Raw genomic sequence first — 20,849 nt, forward strand, 5'->3', positions numbered from 1 at the left:
GTGACAATTATGAAATTACTAGCCTTAACTTTAGGATTACTGCCACTGATGGCAATGGCAGGACAAACCATTAATGAACAAATTGATGTACCTGCAAATAAACGCATTTTTATTGAAAACCAACGTGGTGATGTACGCATTGAAGGGTGGGATAAACCACAACTTAAAATCGAAGGTGAGCTTGACGATAAAGCACAAGGCTATCGTTTAGAGGTTGAAGGCAGCCGTGTTGAATTTATCGTAAAAATGCCGCGTAACATACGTGGTTGGAATAATGGCGACGGTTCACGTTTAACCATTTATATGCCAAAAAGCAGTGAGCTTGAATTTGCGGGTGTGAATGTAACGGTCAGTGCCAAAGAACTTGAAGCGGGCGCAGAGATTGATACTGTTAACGGCGATATTACAGTACAAGATATTAGCGGCAACATGAGCTTTGAAACGGTAAATGGGGACGTAAATGCCCATGACCTGAACGGTGATATTCGCTTTGAAACTGTGAATGGCGAAATTAATGATAAAAACTCGCAAGGTGCTTTACGCTTTACAGCGGTTAATGGTGACATTAAGTCAAAGACCAAAGCGCAAGATGTTCGTCTTGAGAACGTAAATGGTGATATTGACTTTGCTTTTGATGCGATTAAAAAACTGCGTATTAATACGGTAAACGGTGAAGCCGAAGTTCACATTAATAAGCTACTTGATGATGCTAATATTCGTTTTGAGTCGGTTAGTGGTGATGCTGAATTTTACTTCCCTGCTAATGTGTCAGCAAAGTTTGAAATTGAAGCTCACGCTAATGGTAAAATAGTCAATGAACTGAGTGACGACAAAGCAACAAAAGCGAAGTATGGCCCATCAAGCGACTTAGAATTTAGTATTAACGGTGGGGATGCTGATATCGAAATGGATACGATTAGCGGACGCATTGAACTTCGTAAACAGAAATAACGATTAGAGTTACAATAAAGCGGGAAGACTTCCCGCTTATACCAATCGTGTTAAGTTATTAGTCTTAAATAGCGACAGATAAATGAAGTGATAACAAGGCAGAAATTTTGACATGTAGTTACTCTACTTTAGACATTTCTAACGCAGTTAACGCTTTATTTAGCACGCTAGATTGACCAATTATTTAAGTCGATTGGTATTTACTATTTGCACAGCCTTAGCAAGTCGATAGAATAGAGCCATTCAATTTTAGTTTTGTGAAGTTATGGCCAAACCAGATAAGCAAGTCGATACGTTAAAAGTCCCTCCTCATTCAATAGAAGCTGAGCAATCTGTTTTAGGTGGTTTAATGCTTGATAATCAAGCGTTTGACCGTGTTGCTGAGTTAGTGGTTGCCCAGGATTTTTATACCCGCACTCATAAGCTGATTTTTGAAGCTATGGTAAGCCTTGCTGAAGGCGGTGATCCAATCGATTTGATCACTATTTCTGAGAGCCTTGAGAAAAATAACCAGTTAAGTAGTGTTGGTGGTTTTGCCTACCTTGCTGAAATAGCCAAGAATACGCCAAGTGCAGCAAATATTGATGCCTACGCGAATATCGTGCGTGAGCGTGCTGTTATTCGAGAAATGATTGGTGTTGCCAATGAAATTGCCGAAGCGGGTTTTAGCCCTGAAGGGCGAAATAGCCATGACCTGCTTGATTTTGCTGAAAGTAAAGTATTTAAAATTGCGGAGCAGCGTACTAAAAGTACCGAAGGCCCACAAAACTTACATAGTATTTTAGAAAAAACCGTTGATAAAATTGAAGAGCTTTACCAGTCGCCGCAAGATGGTGTAACTGGTGTGAGTACAGGCTACACCGACCTAGATAAAATGACAGCGGGTATGCAGCCTTCAGATCTTATTATTGTGGCGGCACGTCCATCGATGGGTAAAACTACCTTTGCGATGAACTTGGCTGAACATGCAGCTATGACGCAAGATAAGCCTGTACTTATTTACTCACTAGAGATGCCGTCAGAGCAAATTATGATGAGGATGCTGGCATCGCTAGGTCGCATTAACCAAACTAAAGTTCGTACTGGTCAGCTAGATGATGATGACTGGGCGCGTCTGTCTTCAACCATGGGCTTGTTGATGGAAAAAGGTAAGATGTATGTCGATGATGCATCGGGCCTAACCCCAACGGATGTGCGCTCTCGTGCTCGTCGTATTGCTCGCGATCATGGCGGTATTAGCATGATCATGGTCGACTACCTACAGTTAATGCGTGTTCCAAGTTTGTCAGATAATCGTACGTTAGAAATTGCTGAAATCTCACGTTCATTAAAAGCACTAGCAAAAGAGCTGCAGTGTCCGGTTATTGCACTGTCTCAGCTTAACCGTACCCTAGAGCAACGTGCCGATAAACGTCCAATCAACTCCGACTTACGTGAATCAGGCTCAATCGAGCAGGATGCCGACTTAATCATGTTTATTTACCGTGATGAAGTTTATAACGAAGATAGTGCTGAAAAAGGTGTGGCAGAAATCATCATAGGTAAGCAGCGTAACGGTCCAATCGGTAAAGTACGCTTAACTTTCCAAGGCCAATTCTCGCGTTTTGATAACTATGCGGGCCCAGCTATGGATGACGAATATTAATGCGCCTAGCCATTGCCGAAATCAACCTACAAGCGCTTGCTCATAACTTAGCGCAGGTGAAGCGCTTTGCGCCCGGTTGCAAAGTAATGGCGGTGCTAAAAGCTAATGCATATGGCCATGGTTTAGTTAAAATTGCCCAATACCTAAATGATGCAGACGCATTTGCAGTCGCACGCATTGACGAAGCGTTAGCGCTACGTGCAGGTGGACTGACAAAACCTATTGTATTGCTTGAAGGGTTTTTTCATAAAGATGATTTACCTATCTTGCTTGCTAATAACTTTCAAACCATCATTCACGATGAAAATCAGCTCGCAACGCTTGAAAACACAGCTCTTGATGCACCTATTGCTTGCTGGTTAAAAGTTAATACTGGCATGCATCGCCTTGGTATTGCACCATCACAATTTGAGTCTTTCTACAGCCGTTTAAAAGCAAGCTCGAATGCCCGTGATGATATTAAACTAATGACCCATTTCTCTTGTGCCGATGACATCAATGATGAAAAGACAGCTCAGCAAATTGCTTTATTTGACTCATTAGCTGATGGCAAAAGCGAGCAGCATTGTCTTGCAAATTCAGCGGGAATTATTGCTTGGCCAAAAGGGCATGGCGAGTGGGTACGCCCTGGGTTGATGTTGTATGGTGTATCACCAATGCTAAATAGCATTGGTCAACAGCATGGTTTAGAGCCGGTTATGCGCTTAACTACGCGTGTTATAGCAATACGCGATGTCGATGCTAATCAGTGTGTTGGTTATGGTGGTCGTTGGCATAGCGATAAACCCACTAAGCTTGCTGTGGTCGCGATGGGTTATGGTGATGGTTATCCACGTCATGCTGAGCAAGGCACACCAGTGGTTATTAAATCACAACGCTATGGCATTGTTGGTAGTGTGGCGATGGATATGATCACGGTGGATATTGGTGATAACAGCGACAACATCAAAGTCGGTGATGAAGTGATCATGTGGGGGCCAGAGCTTCCCGTAGAAGAGATTGCCCAGTGTGCGACAACCATTCCTTACGAGTTACTGTGTAATATCACCCCACGAGTAAGCTACGAGTATCAAGAGTAACTTTGTTACTCTTTAATAAAATACACGTCACTGAACCCCATTCGTGCGAATTCTTGGTCACGAAAGTTACGTACTGCTGAAGAGCCTTTTGAAGTCATTTCTACTTGCTGCTCCATCTTTAAATAGTTGGTTAAATCAATGCCTTCAGCGGCAGCGATCGCATGGTACATATCGCGGTATTTATCTTTTGCAAAATTGATTTCCCGAGGCTGGTTTTTAAATTTGTAAGTGATGCGGCGTGCCATAATGAATCCTCAATGTTTATCGCGGCTGATTTTACACTAAAAAATAGCCATAGCCATGACTTGTTAGTATAAGCGGGTTACAATGCAATACTTTTCAAAGACTCGGTAAATCATAATGAAACTTTCAGTAGAGATCAGTAAGTACCCACTACATCAAGACTACATTCCGTTTATCAAAGGTTTTATTGACCGCGTAAACAGTTACGAAGGTCTTAAAGTGATCACCAATACCTTATCAACTCAGATTTTCGGTGATTATGATTTAGTGATGTCTGTACTTAATACTGAAATCAAACGTTCTTATGAAGAGTTTGGTAAAGCTATTTTTGTCTGTAAATTCTTGCATGGTGACTTGTCGCCTAGCGAAGACTAAAATCTAAAGTAGCGCGTGTTATGGAATTTTTGAGCGAAACCTTCTCTGGCTTTACTGCCATGTCGCATTGGGAATATATTGCCGTTGCATTGTCGATGGCGTACTTACTTTTAGCGATTAAAGAAAGCTTATGGTGTTGGCCAGCCGCGTTTGTTAGCACCTTTATTTATACCGTAATGTACTGGAATGGCGCACTGTTAATGGAGTCGCTACTGAATTTTTATTATATGTATATGGCAGTGTATGGTTGGGTGGTTTGGCGTCGGGGTATAAACAATAAAGATCAACTGCCCATTATTTCATGGTCGTTAAAGCGTCATGCAGTGATTTTGTTTGCAACCTCTGTGGCCTCAGTTGCTATTGGTTTCGTGATGACCAATTACACTCACGCTGATTTTGCCTATTTAGATAGCTTTACTACGTGCTTTGCGGTGGTGACGACTTATCTTGTTGCTAAGAAGGTACTGGAAAACTGGTTGTACTGGATTGTAATTGATGCAGCGTCCATGTATTTATACTTTGAAAAAGGGTATTACCCAACCTTAGTACTTTTCGTGTTTTACACCATTATGGCCGCGTGGGGCTTTAAAACATGGTATGAAGAGTACGAACAGCATCAGGCTAAACCGCTTGCACAGTTATAGATGAAAACTGAGCAACAAATTCGCGCGCTTTTTACGCGCTTCAACTCAAATTTAGTTATTAACTCAATCAGTCCGCTGGTTGAGGGGCTAAGCAATGACAACTACTTGGTAAAAACATCAAATCAAGCTTTCTTGGTTAAGCATTATCGAGACCACTGGCCGGCGATTGGTCTTGCTGCGCAAGCCCATTTTGCAAAGCAAAGTTGCTGCCCAGCACCACTTTGGTTAGAACAAGCAACCGATACTGTTATTTTCGAATACGTGGCAGGGAACATTGCCAGCGGTGAATTTTGTAATAGCTTACTACCCGATTTAGTTAATTTACATCGTTACCCTGTGCTTACCGAGCCGATGGATATTGCGTACGAAATTAACTACTACCAGCAAACACCCCGGTACCAGCAACATGCTGAGTTAATTAGGCAGTCACTGGATTATATTGATGGTGCACCTAAAGACATGGGCTTTTGTCATAATGATTTAGTGAAAGAAAATATCATTGTGAATGAATCGGGTATGTTTTTAATCGACTTTGAATATGCCAAAAGTAACGATGTTTATTTTGATTTGGCTGCGCTGGTGGTGAGCTTTACGTTAAATGATGAGCAGCAACTAGCGTTGCTTAAACGCTATCAAGCGTTAGTGTGCGACCATCACGCGTTTAACTTATCAGTTGAAAAGCTGGCAGCGTTTCATGCGCTGTTTTTACTTTTATGTATTTGTTGGTATGAACAACGTGGAGCGGTGGATAAAGTGGCGCCACTGCTTACACAGCTTAACCACTTCATAGAAAAAGTTAAAAATTAAAGACCGCCAATTCGCTCGGCAAGTTCTTTATATTTTTTTACGTCTTCTGGATCAAACAAAGGTTCACCTTTGTCATCTTGTGATTTCGAGATCAGTAAATGTTCGCGAGCAAGACGTTTTACGCGTTCGACTTTTACACCTAAAAACTCCGCGACTTGCTCTGTAGACATTAAACTCATGATCAAATTCCCCTTACATGGCTATACAGCCACCTTGTTATTAATTTTATTAAGTATACGTTAATACCTTGGTTCTGCACGAAAGTGAAGTGTTTTAATGCAAATTGCTGAATTTATGTGCATATAAAGGTCTCGATGCTAGCATTTAGGGCAAGATGCCATTATCATTGCCGGGTTGTCATGCTGATATCGCGAGTTAGCATTGGCGACGACAAATGTGCTCTCGTGGTGAAATGGATATCACGTGGCCCTCCGGAGGCTAAGTTGCAGGTTCGATCCCTGCCGAGAGCGCCATTTGCTCCCCAACCTTTTCTTGATAGTAAATACTAACATCCAAGTAAATAGTGACCTGAGTGTGACCAAGTTAAAAATCTCAAATGTAGATCATTTAGTTTTCGCAATTTTATCTTTTAACGGCAGGTATTTCATATATTACTTCTGGTAACTAGCCTTACAGTGATTGTTCTGCTTAAGTGATAAATCATGGCACATCAGAGAACCTCTAAATTCATTAGTAAGTAAGTAGAAAGAATTTATTCTTAAACTGAACTCAATTTAGTTATTAATTAATTTTGAGGTTGGTTTCATAGATGGGTTTCAGCAAGAAAAAAACAATATTAATTTCTATAGTTATTATTATACCACTCGTAATTATTGTACCAATAATTACGAGCGCGATTTTTAAAGCTTATCACTCTGATGATACAGCAGATAAATACGAATCTGTCCCTCCTCCAATATCACTTTTATCCGTTAACGCTACGAAGCTAGAGAAAAGAGTTTTTAAAAACAATCTAAAAGCTAGTGGTGTTATATCCGCTTGGCAAGAAATTATAGTTAGCTCAGAGCTTGAAGGGCTAATGCTTGAAGAGGTTTATGTAGAGGTAGGTGATAAGGTTAAAAAGGGGCAGGTATTGGCATCTTACAATTCACAAGCGATAGAAATTGAATTGAATGGCTCTAAAGCTATAGTGGAAGAGCTAAGGATTGCTCATGATGAAGCTCGTATAAACTTTGAACGTGCTCAGAACCTTCATAATGTAAGCTCTATTTCAGAACAAGAATTACAGCGGTTTGAAGTATCTGAATTAAGAGCAGCGGCTCAACTAAAAAGTGCAAGAGCTCAAGTAAATAAATTTAAATTAATGCTTGAGCAAGCAAATGTTCTCGCACCTGATGATGGGACATTATTATCTAAATTTGTTGAGGTAGGAAGCGTCACACAAGTAGGGCAAGAATTATTCCGCATGCAAAGACAGAGCCGAGTTGAATGGTTAGCAGAAGTTGATGTGAATAATTTAAATATGATTCGACAGAAACAGGTCGCATCAATTACTTTGCAAGATGGACTAGTTTTCAACGGGAAAGTAAGAAAAATTGCACCAGAAGTTAGTCGCCGTGCTCAATATGGATTGGTTTATGTCGACCTACCAAATAGTAAATTGTTATTGCCTGGTATGTTTGTTTCTGGGGAATTTGAAATTGATGAGCGTGAAGTGCTAGCTTTACCTCGTTCCGCCACACAATTTAAAAATGGTTTCAGTTATGTAAAAGTTATAGAGAAGGACAGTAGCATAACTGAACGAAAAATAATTGTTGGGGAGTATTTTGAAAATTTTTATGAGGTGATTTCAGGGCTTCAAGTTGATGAGGTTGTAGTTAAATCCGGAGCGGAACTTTTGGGTAATGGTGATTATGTCACTGTTGTTAATTCAATTGATCTGGAAAGTAACTTGGGTGTGCATGGGAGTCGTTTGCAATGACTTTCAATTTTTCATCGTGTGCTATTCGAAACCCTGTTCCAATCGTACTTTTATTCATTCTACTTACATTATGGGGAGGAACCTCTTTTAAGGCGATGACTGTACAGGATTTCCCTGATATAGATTTACCGAGAGTATCAGTATTTTTAACTTATCCTGGAGCCTCACCTTCTTTGATAGAAAGCGAGGTTGCAACTAAGGTCGAAAATGTTATTGCAACTGTTTCAGGAGTAAAGCATATATCAACAGTCCTAACAGATGGTAAAGCTGAAATAAAAATTGAGTTTCGGTTGGAAAAGCCAGTTGATCAAGCAGTAAATGATATACGAAATAAAATCTCTCAAATAAGATCTGAGTTGCCGGCTGACTTACAAGAACCCATTGTTCAAAGACGAGATTCAGCAACTGATCCGTTAATGATCTATACTTTAACCACAGATAAATTTGATGAGGAAGAGTTGTCATGGTTTATTGATAGTGAAGTTTCCAGAGCTATTCTTTCTGTCAAAGGAGTAGGGTCTTTTCGTCGTATAGGAGGGGGGGACCGAGAAATTCTTTTAGAGTTAATTCCTCATAAATTATCAGCTTTAGGTATTTCCGCTTTGGAAGTTTCAAATCAATTGAAGAAAACCTTGTTATTGGCACCAGGTGGTTATTCTCAGTTGGCTGGTGGAGAACAATCCATTCGCGTAAAGTCTCAAGTTAGAACAGCTTCAGAGTTAGCTAGAATTGAGTTTACTTTAAGTGATGGGCGGAAAATCAACCTTGGTCAAATATCCCAAATTATAGATACAGTGCAAAAACAAAAGGAACATGCATTTTCAAATGGTGAAAAGGTCATAGCGTTTGAAATGACTAGAGCCTGGGGATATGGTGAAATTGATGTATCTGAAGCAGTAAGAGCCGCAGTTAAAAAGTTGCAAAAGGAACACCCATTTATTCATTTCAATGAAGAGTTCAATTTTGTCGAGCCAACAATTGAAAATTATAATAGCTCTATAGGCATGCTTTATGAAGGTATATTATTAGCCGTAGTTGTTGTTTTTGTTTTTTTACGAAATTGGCGAACAACCATTATTACAGCAGTATCCTTACCACTTTCAATTATCCCAACATTTGCATTGATAGAGGTTATGGGGTTTACGCTAAATATAGTTACATTATTAGCTATTTCACTTGTTATAGGTGTTTTGGTTGACGATGCCATAGTTGAAGTTGAGAATATTGAACGACATCTTAAATTCGGTAAATCGCCAATGCAGGCTGCTAAGGATGCGGCAGCTGAAATTGGGTTAGCTGTTATAGCAACAACATTTACATTAGTAGCGGTATTTTTGCCAACAGCATTTATGGATGGAACAGTAGGGAAGTTTTTTGTTCAATTTGGGTTAACAGCATCGATTGCGGTTTTATTTTCATTACTTGTTGCTCGTCTTCTTACACCTATGATGGCAGCTTACATGCTGAAAAGCTCAAAGAACAAAAATACTGAATCACACCTTATCAGCCTTTATTTATGCCTTGTGCGTTATTGTATGGAGAGGAAAAAGCGTACAACCTTTTCGATTTTTATTTTAATCCTTGGTGCTTTAAATATTGGCTCATATTTACCTGCTTCATTTTTACCACCTAATGATAACTCTTTTACAGAAGTTTCTTTAACATTTCCGGCTGGTAGCTCGATTCAAGATGCTACCAAAATAGCTTATAGCGCTCGAAATAAAATAGAGAGTAGTGAATTTGTAAAAAATACACTTACCGTCATTAATAACAATAAAGGGGAATTAACAGCAGTAATTACTGTAGGGCTATTAGCACGCTCAAGTAGAGACGGTGTAAAAAAACAAGAAGTTGAAGAGTCACTATATAAGTTATTAACTTTACTTCCCGGCGTTAAAGTGAAGGTAGGTATGTCTGGAACAAGAGATACTTATGAGTTTATCCTTTCAGGAACCGACTTAGTTGCATTAGAGAAGCATGCTCGTCTTGTGGAAAATGAGTTAAGAGAGCACCCTGATATTGGTTCCATCACGTCTTTATCTGGTTTAAATAAACCAGAACTAATAGTTTCACCAAACCTATCCAAGTCGGCTAAATTTGGTGTGACGTCTTTTGATATTGCTGAAACATTGAAGATTGCAACAGACGGGGAAAGTGAAAAAGATTTACTAAAACTGACATTTAATAACCGACAAATTCCAGTTAAAATTCAGTTACCAGAATCTATGTTCAATAATATTGCCGTTTTAAGTGAGTTGAAGGTACCAGCAGCCGATGGATTAATATCATTAGGTAATGTTGTTGATTTTAATTGGAGTCACGGTCCATTAGAAATTACTCGGTATGATCAGCTTCGAAATTATCACTTTGCTATTGGTCTTCACGGAAAGGCACTGGGAGAGATAGAAAAAGTGGTGCAATCGCTTCCAAGTTTACAAAACTTACCATCAGGTGTTTATCAAGTAGGGGTCGGGGATGCGGAAGAAATGGAAGAGTTAGTGATTGGGTTTAGCGTTGCAATGTTGACAGGGCTTATTTTTATGTATTCGCTCATGGTTCTATTGTTGAAAGACTTTATGCAACCCTTCACTATTTTAGGCGCTTTATTACTTTCTATTCCAGGTGCTTTTCTTATATTACTTGTTAGTGGAACACCTTTATCGTTACCAGCAATGATAGGTCTTATCATGCTCATGGGGATCACTACTAAAAACTCAATTCTTATTGTTGATTATATAATTATTGCTAGAACTGAGCATGGTTTGAATCGAATGAAAGCTACTCTTGATGGATGTAAAAAACGTGTTCGTCCGATAATAATGACATCAATAGCTATGGCTGCTGGTATGATGCCAATTGTATTAGGTTGGGGAGGGGATCCAAGCTTTAGGGCTCCTATGGCATTAGTAGTCATTGGTGGTTTACTTAGCTCAACTCTACTGAGCTTGGTAATCATTCCAATACTTTATACTATTGTTGATGACGTTGTTGAATGGATAAAAGGCTCTTTCACTAACAGGAAGGTAATTGGTTAGCTTAATATCATTTCTATTGCGTATTAGTGTGATTACCGAGAGAACTTGTGTTCTAATTATCAAACGATTCTGAAGTGTTCCGGTCAACTCCTGCCGAACACTTTTCTTAAAGGATTTTCATATGTTACTGGAGACTGATCTTTATTAGCTGAATGCAGCCTTTCCAGATTGTAATATTTCATATGTTCAGTAACATAATTTTTCATGTGTTCACGATTTGGTTGAGCCACTTTTAACAGCCATGTTTAAAGCTGCCAAAGAACCTTTCAGCAACAGCGTCATCCCAACAAGCTCCTTCATCATCAATGCTTGCTCGCATATCAAACTGTTTTAAGACCTCTGTCAGAATGAAACACCAAACCTCGGACTGGTTTTCTCAGGCTATAGCCTTAATATTACTAAATCAGTCGTCATATGTTTATCAATATGCTAACAACTCGACGAAAATATAAATCGATCACAACAGCGAGTTACATCCAATCTTCGCCAGTTTCAGGTATGTCACGTCGCCAGCTTAAATCTGATTGGGTGCTACCAGATTATAGTTCTGGTTATAGCAAATTATCTGCAACTTTATCTGAGTGCTTACGCTTGGTTGTTACTTTATAAGTCACTCGTTGTTTACAACTAAATTGAGCTTCGCCATTAACTTTCTGGTTTTTAGCGCGTTACTTTAAAGCCTTCTTTGCGTAAATTCTTATATAAATCAAGGTAATCTAAACTTTCTCTGCTGCGTTTAAACAGTGCGATAAAGATGCAACCCTTTGGCTGTTATAAGCTTTGAAGGGCGCGCTAACCATGCGTAATAGCTTGAGCGACTCACCTTCAGAGATCTGAGCATAATTTTATAACTCGAAAAGTTTGGCTATTCTCTTTAATGAACTGATACGTTACTTCATTTCTCTTACAAAGAAGGCGTTGGCCTTTTCCAAGATCATTTCTGGAGGGGGATGTTTTTTGACACATAAAATAAAGGGTTACAGTTTTTAAGTTAAATTAAATATTAGTAATAAAAATAAAAAGTTAGCCTTTGCTTTATCATTAGATTTTAAAGCTGATGTGGAAGCAAGCTCCAAGTTGATTATAGGCGTGTAATTTCCAGTTATGAGCGGAGGTTATTTTTTGACAAATTGATAACCCTAATCCAGCTCCAGATATTTGACGGTTTGGTGCGCGCCAGAATTTGTTGAAAATATAAGGTAAATTGCAACTTTCAATACCTGTGCCAGAATCTTCTACTGTCAGATATTCTTTATTAAGCAATATAGTCACCTCAGAATTAAATGGAGAATGATTAATTGCATTTTCGAGTAAGTTTTTCATCAATGTAAAAAACATACCTTTATCTACAAGTAGTTGAACAGGCTCTTTCTCTATAAATATTATTTTTATATTTTTTTTCTTTGCTATTCGAGAAATAAAGTTAATAACCTCAGCAATCAACTCAGAAACCTGTTCATATTTAAATTTATAATTCAGTGTTTCTTGCGCTTCAGCCAAGTGGAGAATTTGCTGTATTTGCCTTGCTAGTAAATCAATATCTTGAATTAGAATAGTCTTTAATTCATTAGAAATACTCGGGGCTAGTTCAACTTCTCCTCTTATGATGGACAAAGGAGTTTTCAATTCATGAGCCGTAGTTGATAAAAGCTCTTGTTGTGATTTAAAACCAGCTTCAAGCCTATCTAATATTGAGTTAAATGTGAACACTAATGGTCTAATTTCATTAGGCAACCCTGATGTTGGAAGTCTTTTCTCTAGATTTGAAGGAGAAATTTGCGCAGAGTGTTTAGATATTTCAGTTAAAGGTATTAGAGTGTATTTTATAGTGATTAGAATAATACTAGAGATAATTATAAAGGTGGTAAGAATAACTAGAAATACAACTTTCGTAATTGGTTCTATGTTTGTTAATTCAAATATTTCAATGAGTCTTTTGCTGGTATATATTTTTATAGTGAAGTCATTAAGCTTATTGCTCAATGGCCGTGATACGGTGAAAAACTCACTTTTATTAAGCCCAGGTTCATGGTGTTCTGAAGTGCCATGATATTGCTTAACTTCAAGGGAGCTAATTATTGTTCTGTTTTTTTTATCCAAGATTTGGAAATAAATGTCGTTCGATAAAATCTCGTAAACCCACATCTTACTTGCAGTGCTAAAATTAAATGTTAAGGTCCCACTAGAGTTGAGAGTTGTATTTTCAGATATGTTTTCAAATTGTTCTTCCATTATATAGTCAACTAATAAGTTAGGGTTGAGTATAAAAATATAGGAATAAACTGTGATGGCAAAAAAGCAGAGAGTTGCTATGTAGGTAAAGATTAGACGAAAGGTTATGCTATTTACTAAAGGTATTTTACTTGAGTACATATCCAATACTCCTAACATTAACGATTTTAGTTTTTGAACCTAGAGATAATAGTTTTTTTCTTATTCTGTGTAATGCAACATCAAGAGCATTGGGTGTTACAGCTTCATTTAGCCCCCATGCTGATTGCTCCAGTTTTATACGCCTAACAGGCTTCCCTCTATATTTCATTAATACAGATAAAATTTGAATTTCAGTAGGCGCTAGTCGTGTTGAGTTGTTGCCACAATGGATATAGCCAGTATCAGGGAAAAGAGTTAAGTCTCCCCAGGTGGGGCTTAGCGTCTCCATTTTTACAGGTCGTCGTAGTAAAGCTTTGACTCTGGCAACTAACTCATCCATTGCAAAGGGCTTGTTCAGGTAATCATCTGCACCTAAATCCAGCCCCAAAACACGGTCTTGTATTGTGTTTTGGGCAGTTAGTATCAAGCAAGGTAGCTCTATATCGAGTTTCCTAATATGTTTAAGAAGGTTTAAGCCGTCACCATCTGGTAGACCTCGGTCTAAAATTAATGCTGAATAGTTCTGATGCGTTAATGCGAGTGTTGCATTAGCAATATTCTCATAATGATCAATTAATATACCCGTATCTTGTAGTGCTAGCTTTATTAGTGAGGCTAGGCGTAAATTATCTTCAATTAAGATTATGCGACTCAAGTTTATTATCCACCTTAAAATTTATAAAAATAGAAAAGTCTTATTCTAGAACTTGAGCTACCATCAACGAGAGGGCTGTCTTTAATTTCGTTTCCAAGACCTTCATATTTAAACCCTGCTACCACAGAATGATGCTTGTTAAATGAGTATCTAAAGTGCGTACTTAATTCATAGTTTAAGGTTGATTGGCCCTCGTATATATCTCTATTATCCCTCTGCTCATGAGGTCTGACACCATAGTAATAATCTATATAGCTATCATCGTACCAAATCAAGCTTGCTTCAGTTTCTAGTCTTAGATGGTCTGTTAACTGAAAGGTTCTATTAAGAGATAAACTTGTTTCTAGTCCGTCACTTTTATTCGATACGTCTGTTAGAATTTGAAAGGATAAGGTCGCTAAAGAAGTTTTCCATTCAATATTAGGTCCTAACCATAAACCTGAATCTCGTTCATCAGTTCCTTCAAATACGTAGGAGTCAGACTCTTCGTATACGTTCCCAAAATCAAACTTAGCTCGGGCAAATAGTGATAAGTTCTCGGAAGTATAAACTTTCCCATCAACTCTATTGCCAAGTATTTTTATCCAATTGTTTTCTACATAAAGAATAGGTAAGAACTTAGTTTCGTTATCAAAACCTTCATAGGGGGTTTGTTTTATTCTTACCCCCCCTCCAACACCCCATTGAGTTTCCTCAAATTCATTTTTGCTTGAAGCATTAGCATTAAATGCAAAAATGAAAAAAGCAACTGGAGCTAAATAATTTAAAGACGTTTTGGTCATACTCTTCTCTCATAATTAAAAGTGAGAAAAGAATATGAATATTTAACTTACAGGGAACTTACAAGAATGTTAAAAATTGTTAGAGGCGTTACTGATAGCTCTTTGCAACAGTCGGGTCAATTTGAAGTTTTGGTTATTTAAAAGTGCTTTAAACAACATCTAAGCGTATACACATAATTATAATCAATTTGCCTAGATTAGCTTGAGTAGGCCGTGTATTTAAAAATGAAGCTCGAGCACTTAATTTTGAGCACAAAAAAAGGCGAACATGCCGTTCGCCTTGATTTAATTAAAAAGGTTGTCGAGCTATAGCCATTTCTTATTTTTAAAGTAAATGCCAATCCCTACGGTAAGTACCACCAAGAAAATAATAAACAAACTAAATGCATAAGGGCTTTCAGTGCCCGGAATACCACCTACGTTTACACCCAGTAAACCTGTTAAGAAGCCGAGTGGTAAAAATAGTGCTGCAACCACCGACATTACATACATACGTTGATTTAGTTGCTCAGACACTTGGCTTGTAATTGCTTGTTGAATAATTTGCGCACGTTCAATTGAGCTATCTAGCTCTTCTAAGTAACGGATCAACATATTGGTTGTTTCGTTTAAGCGTGCCTTATCGTCTTCATCTAACCACTTATACTTATTGTTTAATAAAGTGATAAGAGCTTCTTTTTGTGGTCTTAAATAACGTTTTAACGCGATTGTCTGGCGGCGTATTTGTGCTAATGATTGATGATCAAAGCCTTTATTAGGTTCGTCAATTTCATCTTCAAAGCCATCGAGTGTGTCATCTAAACTGTCAATAACAGCTTGCATACGCGACGTTAGGTTTTGCGCCAATTGGCAAACTAATTCAGAGATTGAACATGGGCCATTGCTGCCATCGAACGACTCAACAACATCTTGCACCGATAATAAACGGCGCTTACGCGTTGTGATCACGATGTTTTCGTTAATGAATAAGCGTAACGAGACCATGTCTTCTGGGCTATGCGCAGGGTTTAAGTTAACCCCACGCAAAAATAGCATATTACCATGAGTGACTTTGCTTAAACGTGGACGTGTCTCATCAGCAATCAGGGACTCAAGCTCGAAATCTGTTAATAAGTTACTCTGCTCAAGCCATTCAACGGCCTCAGCTTGGCTATAGTCCATGTGCACCCAAAGTTTTCCGTGTTCAGGTTGCCAATTTTGCAGCTCAGTACTATTTTCAATAGCACGTGCACCGCCTTGTTCGTCTAAAATTAAGACATGAAGTAACCCATTGATCATATTGAACTCTCGTTTTACAAATAGTGCGATATAGTTGATGATAGTTTAGCCTACGTCAATTAAATCGACTTATCGAGTGGATAAATATATTTCGTTGGTGTTTCTAGCTCCGTAGCGTATAAGACACTTTTTTAAAGAGGGCACATTAATGAGCGCAAAAATTATTGTTGGCTGGCGAGAATGGCTTGGTCTGCCTGAACTGGGAATCGAAAAAATCAAAGCAAAAGTTGATACCGGAGCAAGAACCTCATGTATTCATGCTTTTGACATTGAGGAATTTTCAGAAAATGGCGAAGCATGGGTGAAATTTTCTACCCATCCTCTACAAGACGATGTAGAAACAACGGTAGAGTGTCGCGCCAAAGTAGTTGAGCGTAAGTATGTGACCAGTTCAAGCGGTCAGCGTGAGCTACGCTACTTTATTGAAACAAAATTAGTCGCAGGAACCCAAAGCTGGCCTGTAAGGGTGACTTTAAGTAACCGTTCAACAATGAAGTTTAGAATGTTGTTAGGGCGTACAGCAATGGAAAATCGCATAGTCGTTGATCCGGCTTTATCTCATTTATTATAGGAAAAGGACTTATCACACGTCGCGACGTGTATGAGTTTATCAGTTAAGGTTTTAACTTATGAAACTTGGTATTTTATCTCGCAACCAAAATTTGTATTCAACACGTCGCTTAATTGAAGCTGCAGAGCAGCGCGGCCATGAAGTGAAAGTAATTGATGCACTTCGTTGTTATATGAACATCAATTCAGAGCAGCCAGAAATTCATTACCGTGGTGAAAATTTAAAAGATTTTGATGCTATCGTGCCGCGTATTGGTTCGTCAGTGACCTTTTATGGCTGTGCGGTATTACGTCAGTTTGAAATGATGGGTGTATTCCCTGTCAATGAATCAGTGGCGATCACTCGCTCGCGCGATAAGTTACGTTCACTACAGCTACTTTCGCGTAAAGGTGTAGGTATGCCAGTGACAGGCTTTGCAAGTAAACCAGATGATGTAAAAGACTTACTTAGTATGGTGGGTGGCACACCAGTCGTTATTAAGCTACTTGAAGGTACGCAAGGTATCGGTGTGGTATTAGCTGAAACACGCAAAGCTGCAGAAAGTGTAATCGAAGCATTTATGGGCTTAAAAGCCAATATCATGGTGCAAGAATACATTAAAGAAGCGGGCGGTGCTGACATTCGCTGCTTCGTATTAGGCGATAAAGTAATTGCGGCGATGAAGCGTCAAGCGCAAGAAGGTGAATTCCGCTCTAACTTACATCGTGGTGGTAGTGCGACTTTGGTTCGTATTACTCCAGAAGAAAGAAAAACAGCGGTTGCAGCTGCTAAAGCGATGGGCTTAAACGTAGCGGGTGTTGATTTACTTCGCTCTGCACGTGGTCCGTTGGTCATGGAAGTAAACTCATCACCAGGCCTTGAAGGTATTGAAGTTGCAACCGGTAAAGACATTGCAGGCATGATTGTCGAGTTTATTGAAAAAACAGCGGCATCAAAAAGAACTGCAACTCGTGGTAAAGGTTAAGTAATATAAGCGCTCTATTAAAAGGAAAAGTGCGTGGCTAAGGTTAAGAAAAATACACCGTTTTCAATTTTAGGCGATACGGTGGGGGTTGGCGAACGTAAAACATTTGCGATTGAAGCTGCCAAGCTTTACACCCACTCGCCGTTAAATATTCCAATTGAAGTCGTCAATGGTGTGCAGCAAGGGCCTGTATTAATGGTGTGTGCTGCAATTCACGGTGACGAGCTCAATGGTGTTGAGGTTGTTAGGCAGTTGCTTGCTAAAATCGACCCAGAGCAATTGCGCGGTACTATTATTGCGGTACCGATTGTGAATGTGTTTGGCTTTATTCATAAGTCACGATACTTACCTGACCGCCGTGATATGAATCGCAGTTTTCCGGGCTCAACCCGAGGCTCGTTAGCTGGGCGAATGGCGAATGCATTTTTTACTCAAGTTGCAATGCATTGTACGCATATTATTGATTTACATACGGGCGCAATTCACCGAACTAACTTGCCGCAAATTCGCGCTAATTTGAGTGACCCTGCAACGGCTGCGATGGCAAAAGCTTTTGGCACGCCAGCGGTGATTGATGCGTCACTTCGTAATGGTTCATTACGCAGTGAAGCGGCCAATTTAGGAATACCCGTTATTACCTATGAAGCCGGCGAAGCGCTACGCTTTGACCCAATTGCAATTGCTGCAGGTGTGCAAGGTGTTGACTATGTGATGCGCCATTTAAAAATGGTGCGCGGCAAGCGAGCTAAAAAGCTGCCAGAACCGGTAATTGCAAGCTCAACAAGTTGGATACGTGCCGAAGTTGACGGTATTGTTCGTGCACAGGTATCACTGGGTGAGCGAGTAATGAAAGGGCAGGTACTTGCCTATATAAGCAGCCCACTTGGTGATGCTGAGCTTGAGTTACTGGCGCCACGCAGTGGTATCGTAATAGGTCAGCAAACCATGCCGCTTGTCAACGAGGGAGATGCCGTGTTCCACCTTGCTTACTTTGCTCATGCAAACAGCTTAGTTGAGCAACAACTCGAAAACTTTATTGATGAAATAAGCGATATTGAAGACGAGTTAAAAACGGCAGAGTTAAATAACTAGCCGTTTAATCAAAATATTAAAAAGCCGCAAATTGCGGCTTTTATTTTTTTGGGCCTAAAATACGTTTTATGGTTGGCGCTTTAGTCGCTGTAGGTGGGTTTTTTAACACCATCACAGGGCGGGTGACAAAGATGTTGTTTGGGTAAATCACTTTGTGACCATCAACATGCTCAAGCACTACGTTCATCAAGCCCATTTCAATAATGCGGCCTTCTAAGAAGTTTGCACCGTCAATCACTCTCACCCAAAAGCCAACGCGACAGTCGTTTTGAATAAACATGAGTAAGAAAGCTGTTAGGTTACTCAGCAACGACCAGGCAGCAAAAAGCGCGACACCCAGCATGGCAAAAATTGATGAACCTAGTACTAACAAGCCGCGCAGTTCTATACCCCAAAAAACCAAGACTAAACACAGCATGACAATAGCAAGAATGATATTGAGCAACAGCTCGGCACGGTATTCTCGATGCGGATCAGCTTTGCCTTTAATTGCTTTTAAAAGCAGTTTTTTAGTGGTTTTACGCAGTAGCGGGTAGAGCAAGATCGCAATGATAGTTACGATTAAGTGGTATTGCTCATTAAAGAATTCGACGAAGTCCAAAAGGGATCCTAAGTTAAATATTTTTCATATCGATTCTAGCTTTTTAGCTTAACAATAACACTACCTTAAAAGGTATTTTTAACTGTTACTAGCCATTGCACTGAGTCAATATCGTCATCTTGTTTATTAATTGGTGCGGCAATATCTAGGTGAATAACAGTACCGGCATTTGCTCTACTTGGTGCTAAGCGCAGACCTAAACCCACATTTTGTAGCACGCCTCCATTCGTGCCATTATCTTTGTCGTTATACCAAGCTCTACCAATATCATAGAACGCGGCACCACCAACTTTGAACAATTGTAATAAGTCATACTCCCAGTAGTAGCGCTTCTCTAAAGTCACTAAAAAGCTACGGTCGCCTACTTGGTAGTCTAGCGGGTAACCACGTAGGCCGTTCTCACCACCAATAGTAAGCTGTTTATCAGCAGTGAGGTTTTCAGCATATTGTAAGCGTACTTTGGCGTACCAGCTTTGTCTAAGTGTGGTATTTAGGTAGTACTGTAGTTGCGTGCTGGCAAACAGGTTTTCGACATCATCGATTTCTTCATTCCAGTAGCCATCAAGGTCTGCCTTAAAACGCCATAACTGGTTGTCTCCAGAGTAATGCGCTTTTGATAACGATAACGAATAAATAGTGCGGCTGGCATCGTCGCTAAAATCTTTACTTGAATAACCTAATAAAGCATGAATATTCCAACCGAGGTTTAAATCTTCTGTACGGTAGATGCTATCGAAGTTTCTCACCTTAACGTAATGATCTTCAAACCATTGGCCACTAATGTAGGGGTAACTCAGGGTACGGTCTTCAGCAATTGGGAAGCGCGTGAATGGCGTTTCTTTAAAGGTTTCTTCGCGGTTTTCGATGCCAAGCTTAATACGTTGAGTCCAGCTATTACCAAGTTGTGATGAGTGACCAAAGTAAGCGCGGTTTAATACCGTTTTTTGTTCAAACTCATTGACCACATCACCTCGGTAATAAAGTGACTCTCGACGTTGATCTGAGTAACTTGTAACACCGTAACTGTATGGCGTATCTATTGAGAAAAACGGGTAGCTTACATCGAGGTAATGACGCTTACCGTCGTCGTTATCTGAGTATTCAAAACGGCCTTGATACCGGCTCGAGAAAATATGCGGATCGTCATAAACAAATAGGTAACCTGTTCGGTCTGCATCACGGGTGCGACTAAACGAGACCCGCTTACCCCAGCCCAAAAAGTTAGATTCACGAAACCCAATACTCGACTCATTTTCTCCGCCACTGCGGCTAAAGCTTATTTCTGGTAATAAGGTCCACAGATCGCGAGTAATTACTTTTACATGTACGTTGCCATCACAATCAAGCTTTGCGTTGATACGTGCATCATATAGATAACCTTGTTTACGCAGCAATCGCTCAGACTCTAGCAATTTACGTGGGTTATACACATCACCTTCTTCGAACAATAAAACGCTGTGTATTACATTAGGTTTCTGTGGTCATGTGAGCCCGATTGGCAAAGCGGAATAAAAAGTTATTTTCTTCTTCAAGCTCAGTGTTAAAGACGTTTAGTTGTTCAAGTTCAATGGAGACTATTTTACGGTTATTAGCAGCATCGGGGAGTGGGTTGTCGGCATCGAGCTGGCGGCGTAAGTTATTATCTTGTGATTTAAGTGTGCGTTGGTTTTGACAATAATTACTATCGTCAGTAAATAACTGCTCTGCATGAACATTTGCTGCTATGCAGATTGGTAATAGTGTTATTAACCTAGCAACAAAGTGCGACTTCTTAAATCCCATTTACACCCTTAGTTGAGTATGTCCTATACA

Annotated in this window: 18 protein-coding genes, 1 tRNA gene and 1 pseudogene; 12 read left to right on the plus strand and 8 right to left on the minus strand. The window is 39.5% G+C overall.

The genetic code is table 11. The features are described from left to right. Positions 1 to 9: 9 nt before the first annotated feature. The 3 genes from HYD28_04860 to alr all read left to right on the plus strand — a co-directional run bounded on the left by HYD28_04860 (position 10) and on the right by alr (position 3,675). The gene (locus HYD28_04860; protein QLE08347.1) at positions 10 to 951 is read left to right on the plus strand and encodes a DUF4097 family beta strand repeat protein; all 942 of its coding nucleotides are present in this window, start codon (positions 10 to 12) and stop codon (positions 949 to 951) included. 265 nt (positions 952 to 1,216) lie between these two features. Continuing rightward, a complete protein-coding gene (dnaB, locus tag HYD28_04865) occupies positions 1,217 to 2,596 on the plus strand; it encodes a replicative DNA helicase (protein ID QLE08348.1) in 1,380 nt (459 codons plus the stop codon). Then, the gene (gene alr / locus HYD28_04870) at positions 2,596 to 3,675 is read left to right on the plus strand and encodes an alanine racemase (GenBank protein ID QLE08349.1); all 1,080 of its coding nucleotides are present in this window, start codon (positions 2,596 to 2,598) and stop codon (positions 3,673 to 3,675) included. Before dnaB ends, alr begins: the two co-directional genes overlap by 1 nt. A 5-nt stretch (positions 3,676 to 3,680) precedes the next feature. Here alr and HYD28_04875 read toward each other — a convergent pair whose 3' ends face one another. Continuing rightward, positions 3,681 to 3,920 (minus strand): DUF2960 domain-containing protein, encoded by a 240-nt coding sequence (locus HYD28_04875; GenBank protein QLE08350.1) that lies wholly within the window; start codon positions 3,918 to 3,920, stop codon positions 3,681 to 3,683. Positions 3,921 to 4,035: 115 nt separating this feature from the next. On the opposite strand from HYD28_04875, the gene HYD28_04880 reads away from it, so the two are divergent. From HYD28_04880 to HYD28_04890, 3 genes are read left to right on the plus strand one after another with little or no spacing between them, the layout of a single operon-like run. Then, complete coding sequence (locus HYD28_04880) at positions 4,036 to 4,293, plus strand: hypothetical protein (GenBank protein ID QLE08351.1); 258 nt, start codon at positions 4,036 to 4,038, stop codon at positions 4,291 to 4,293. A gap of 20 nt (positions 4,294 to 4,313) precedes the next feature. Beyond that, positions 4,314 to 4,937: a nicotinamide mononucleotide transporter gene (locus HYD28_04885; protein ID QLE08352.1), complete on the plus strand. Its 624-nt coding sequence runs from the start codon at positions 4,314 to 4,316 to the stop codon at positions 4,935 to 4,937. Next, entirely contained in the window at positions 4,938 to 5,744 is an 807-nt protein-coding gene (locus HYD28_04890) for a phosphotransferase (GenBank protein ID QLE08353.1), read from the plus strand. It begins immediately after the preceding gene. Here the strand turns inward: HYD28_04890 and HYD28_04895 are convergent. Then, the gene (locus HYD28_04895) at positions 5,741 to 5,923 is read right to left on the minus strand and encodes a helix-turn-helix domain-containing protein (GenBank protein ID QLE08354.1); all 183 of its coding nucleotides are present in this window, start codon (positions 5,921 to 5,923) and stop codon (positions 5,741 to 5,743) included. The genes HYD28_04890 and HYD28_04895 overlap by 4 nt on opposite strands. Before the next feature lie 219 nt (positions 5,924 to 6,142). Between HYD28_04895 and HYD28_04900 the strand changes: the two genes are divergently transcribed. From HYD28_04900 to HYD28_04910, 3 genes are all read left to right on the plus strand, one after another. Further along, positions 6,143 to 6,217: transfer RNA gene (locus HYD28_04900), tRNA-Arg, on the plus strand. Between the two features lie 296 nt (positions 6,218 to 6,513). Beyond that, positions 6,514 to 7,686 (plus strand): efflux RND transporter periplasmic adaptor subunit, encoded by a 1,173-nt coding sequence (locus HYD28_04905; GenBank protein ID QLE08355.1) that lies wholly within the window; start codon positions 6,514 to 6,516, stop codon positions 7,684 to 7,686. Further along, positions 7,683 to 10,721: an efflux RND transporter permease subunit gene (locus HYD28_04910; GenBank protein QLE08356.1), complete on the plus strand. Its 3,039-nt coding sequence runs from the start codon at positions 7,683 to 7,685 to the stop codon at positions 10,719 to 10,721. The genes HYD28_04905 and HYD28_04910 overlap by 4 nt, the downstream gene beginning before the upstream one ends. A 1,041-nt stretch (positions 10,722 to 11,762) precedes the next feature. Here HYD28_04910 and HYD28_04915 read toward each other — a convergent pair. The 4 genes from HYD28_04915 to zntB all read right to left on the minus strand — a co-directional run bounded on the left by HYD28_04915 (position 11,763) and on the right by zntB (position 15,809). Next, on the minus strand, positions 11,763 to 12,953 hold the full coding sequence (locus tag HYD28_04915) for a HAMP domain-containing protein (protein QLE08357.1): 1,191 nt from the start codon (positions 12,951 to 12,953) through the stop codon (positions 11,763 to 11,765). Positions 12,954 to 13,080: 127 nt separating this feature from the next. Further along, complete coding sequence (locus HYD28_04920; GenBank protein ID QLE08358.1) at positions 13,081 to 13,749, minus strand: response regulator transcription factor; 669 nt, start codon at positions 13,747 to 13,749, stop codon at positions 13,081 to 13,083. Positions 13,750 to 13,763: 14 nt separating this feature from the next. Next, on the minus strand, positions 13,764 to 14,531 hold the full coding sequence (locus HYD28_04925; protein ID QLE08359.1) for a MipA/OmpV family protein: 768 nt from the start codon (positions 14,529 to 14,531) through the stop codon (positions 13,764 to 13,766). A gap of 306 nt (positions 14,532 to 14,837) precedes the next feature. Continuing rightward, positions 14,838 to 15,809 (minus strand): zinc transporter ZntB, encoded by a 972-nt coding sequence (gene zntB / locus HYD28_04930; protein ID QLE08360.1) that lies wholly within the window; start codon positions 15,807 to 15,809, stop codon positions 14,838 to 14,840. A 148-nt stretch (positions 15,810 to 15,957) separates the two neighbouring features. On the opposite strand from zntB, the gene HYD28_04935 reads away from it, so the two are divergent. The 3 genes from HYD28_04935 to HYD28_04945 are packed head-to-tail and all read left to right on the plus strand — an operon-like array spanning position 15,958 to position 18,436. Next, a complete protein-coding gene (locus HYD28_04935) occupies positions 15,958 to 16,380 on the plus strand; it encodes an ATP-dependent zinc protease (GenBank protein ID QLE08361.1) in 423 nt (140 codons plus the stop codon). Between the two features lie 58 nt (positions 16,381 to 16,438). Then, positions 16,439 to 17,344, plus strand: coding sequence for a 30S ribosomal protein S6--L-glutamate ligase (gene rimK, locus HYD28_04940; protein QLE08362.1), 906 nt, complete (start codon positions 16,439 to 16,441; stop codon positions 17,342 to 17,344). Positions 17,345 to 17,377: 33 nt separating this feature from the next. Beyond that, complete coding sequence (locus HYD28_04945) at positions 17,378 to 18,436, plus strand: succinylglutamate desuccinylase/aspartoacylase family protein (GenBank protein QLE08363.1); 1,059 nt, start codon at positions 17,378 to 17,380, stop codon at positions 18,434 to 18,436. A gap of 40 nt (positions 18,437 to 18,476) precedes the next feature. On the opposite strand, the gene HYD28_04950 is transcribed toward HYD28_04945, so the two are convergent. Both HYD28_04950 and HYD28_04955 read right to left on the minus strand, forming a co-directional pair. Continuing rightward, entirely contained in the window at positions 18,477 to 19,037 is a 561-nt protein-coding gene (locus HYD28_04950; protein ID QLE08364.1) for a mechanosensitive ion channel, read from the minus strand. Positions 19,038 to 19,102: 65 nt separating this feature from the next. After that, positions 19,103 to 20,819 (minus strand): annotated as a pseudogene (locus HYD28_04955) (BamA/TamA family outer membrane protein). Between the last annotated feature and the right edge of the window lie 30 nt (positions 20,820 to 20,849).

It is taken from the genome of Pseudoalteromonas shioyasakiensis (assembly GCA_013391845.1).
Taxonomy (GTDB): domain Bacteria; phylum Pseudomonadota; class Gammaproteobacteria; order Enterobacterales; family Alteromonadaceae; genus Pseudoalteromonas; species Pseudoalteromonas apostichopi.

Bases quoted from the DNA above. Each gene is read 5' to 3' on its own strand.
- alr (QLE08349.1), top strand. From the start codon at position 2,596: ATGCGCCTAGCCATTGCCGAAATCAACCTACAAGCGCTTGCTCATAAC.
- HYD28_04935 (QLE08361.1), top strand. From the start codon at position 15,958: ATGAGCGCAAAAATTATTGTTGGCTGGCGAGAATGGCTTGGTCTGCCT.
- zntB (QLE08360.1), bottom strand. From the start codon at position 15,809: ATGATCAATGGGTTACTTCATGTCTTAATTTTAGACGAACAAGGCGGT.
- HYD28_04895 (QLE08354.1), bottom strand. From the start codon at position 5,923: ATGAGTTTAATGTCTACAGAGCAAGTCGCGGAGTTTTTAGGTGTAAAA.
- HYD28_04860 (QLE08347.1), top strand. From the start codon at position 10: ATGAAATTACTAGCCTTAACTTTAGGATTACTGCCACTGATGGCAATG.
- HYD28_04905 (QLE08355.1), top strand. From the start codon at position 6,514: ATGGGTTTCAGCAAGAAAAAAACAATATTAATTTCTATAGTTATTATT.
- HYD28_04885 (QLE08352.1), top strand. From the start codon at position 4,314: ATGGAATTTTTGAGCGAAACCTTCTCTGGCTTTACTGCCATGTCGCAT.
- HYD28_04910 (QLE08356.1), top strand. From the start codon at position 7,683: ATGACTTTCAATTTTTCATCGTGTGCTATTCGAAACCCTGTTCCAATC.
- rimK (QLE08362.1), top strand. From the start codon at position 16,439: ATGAAACTTGGTATTTTATCTCGCAACCAAAATTTGTATTCAACACGT.
- HYD28_04925 (QLE08359.1), bottom strand. From the start codon at position 14,531: ATGACCAAAACGTCTTTAAATTATTTAGCTCCAGTTGCTTTTTTCATT.
- HYD28_04875 (QLE08350.1), bottom strand. From the start codon at position 3,920: ATGGCACGCCGCATCACTTACAAATTTAAAAACCAGCCTCGGGAAATC.
- HYD28_04880 (QLE08351.1), top strand. From the start codon at position 4,036: ATGAAACTTTCAGTAGAGATCAGTAAGTACCCACTACATCAAGACTAC.
- HYD28_04915 (QLE08357.1), bottom strand. From the start codon at position 12,953: ATGGAAGAACAATTTGAAAACATATCTGAAAATACAACTCTCAACTCT.
- dnaB (QLE08348.1), top strand. From the start codon at position 1,217: ATGGCCAAACCAGATAAGCAAGTCGATACGTTAAAAGTCCCTCCTCAT.
- HYD28_04890 (QLE08353.1), top strand. From the start codon at position 4,938: ATGAAAACTGAGCAACAAATTCGCGCGCTTTTTACGCGCTTCAACTCA.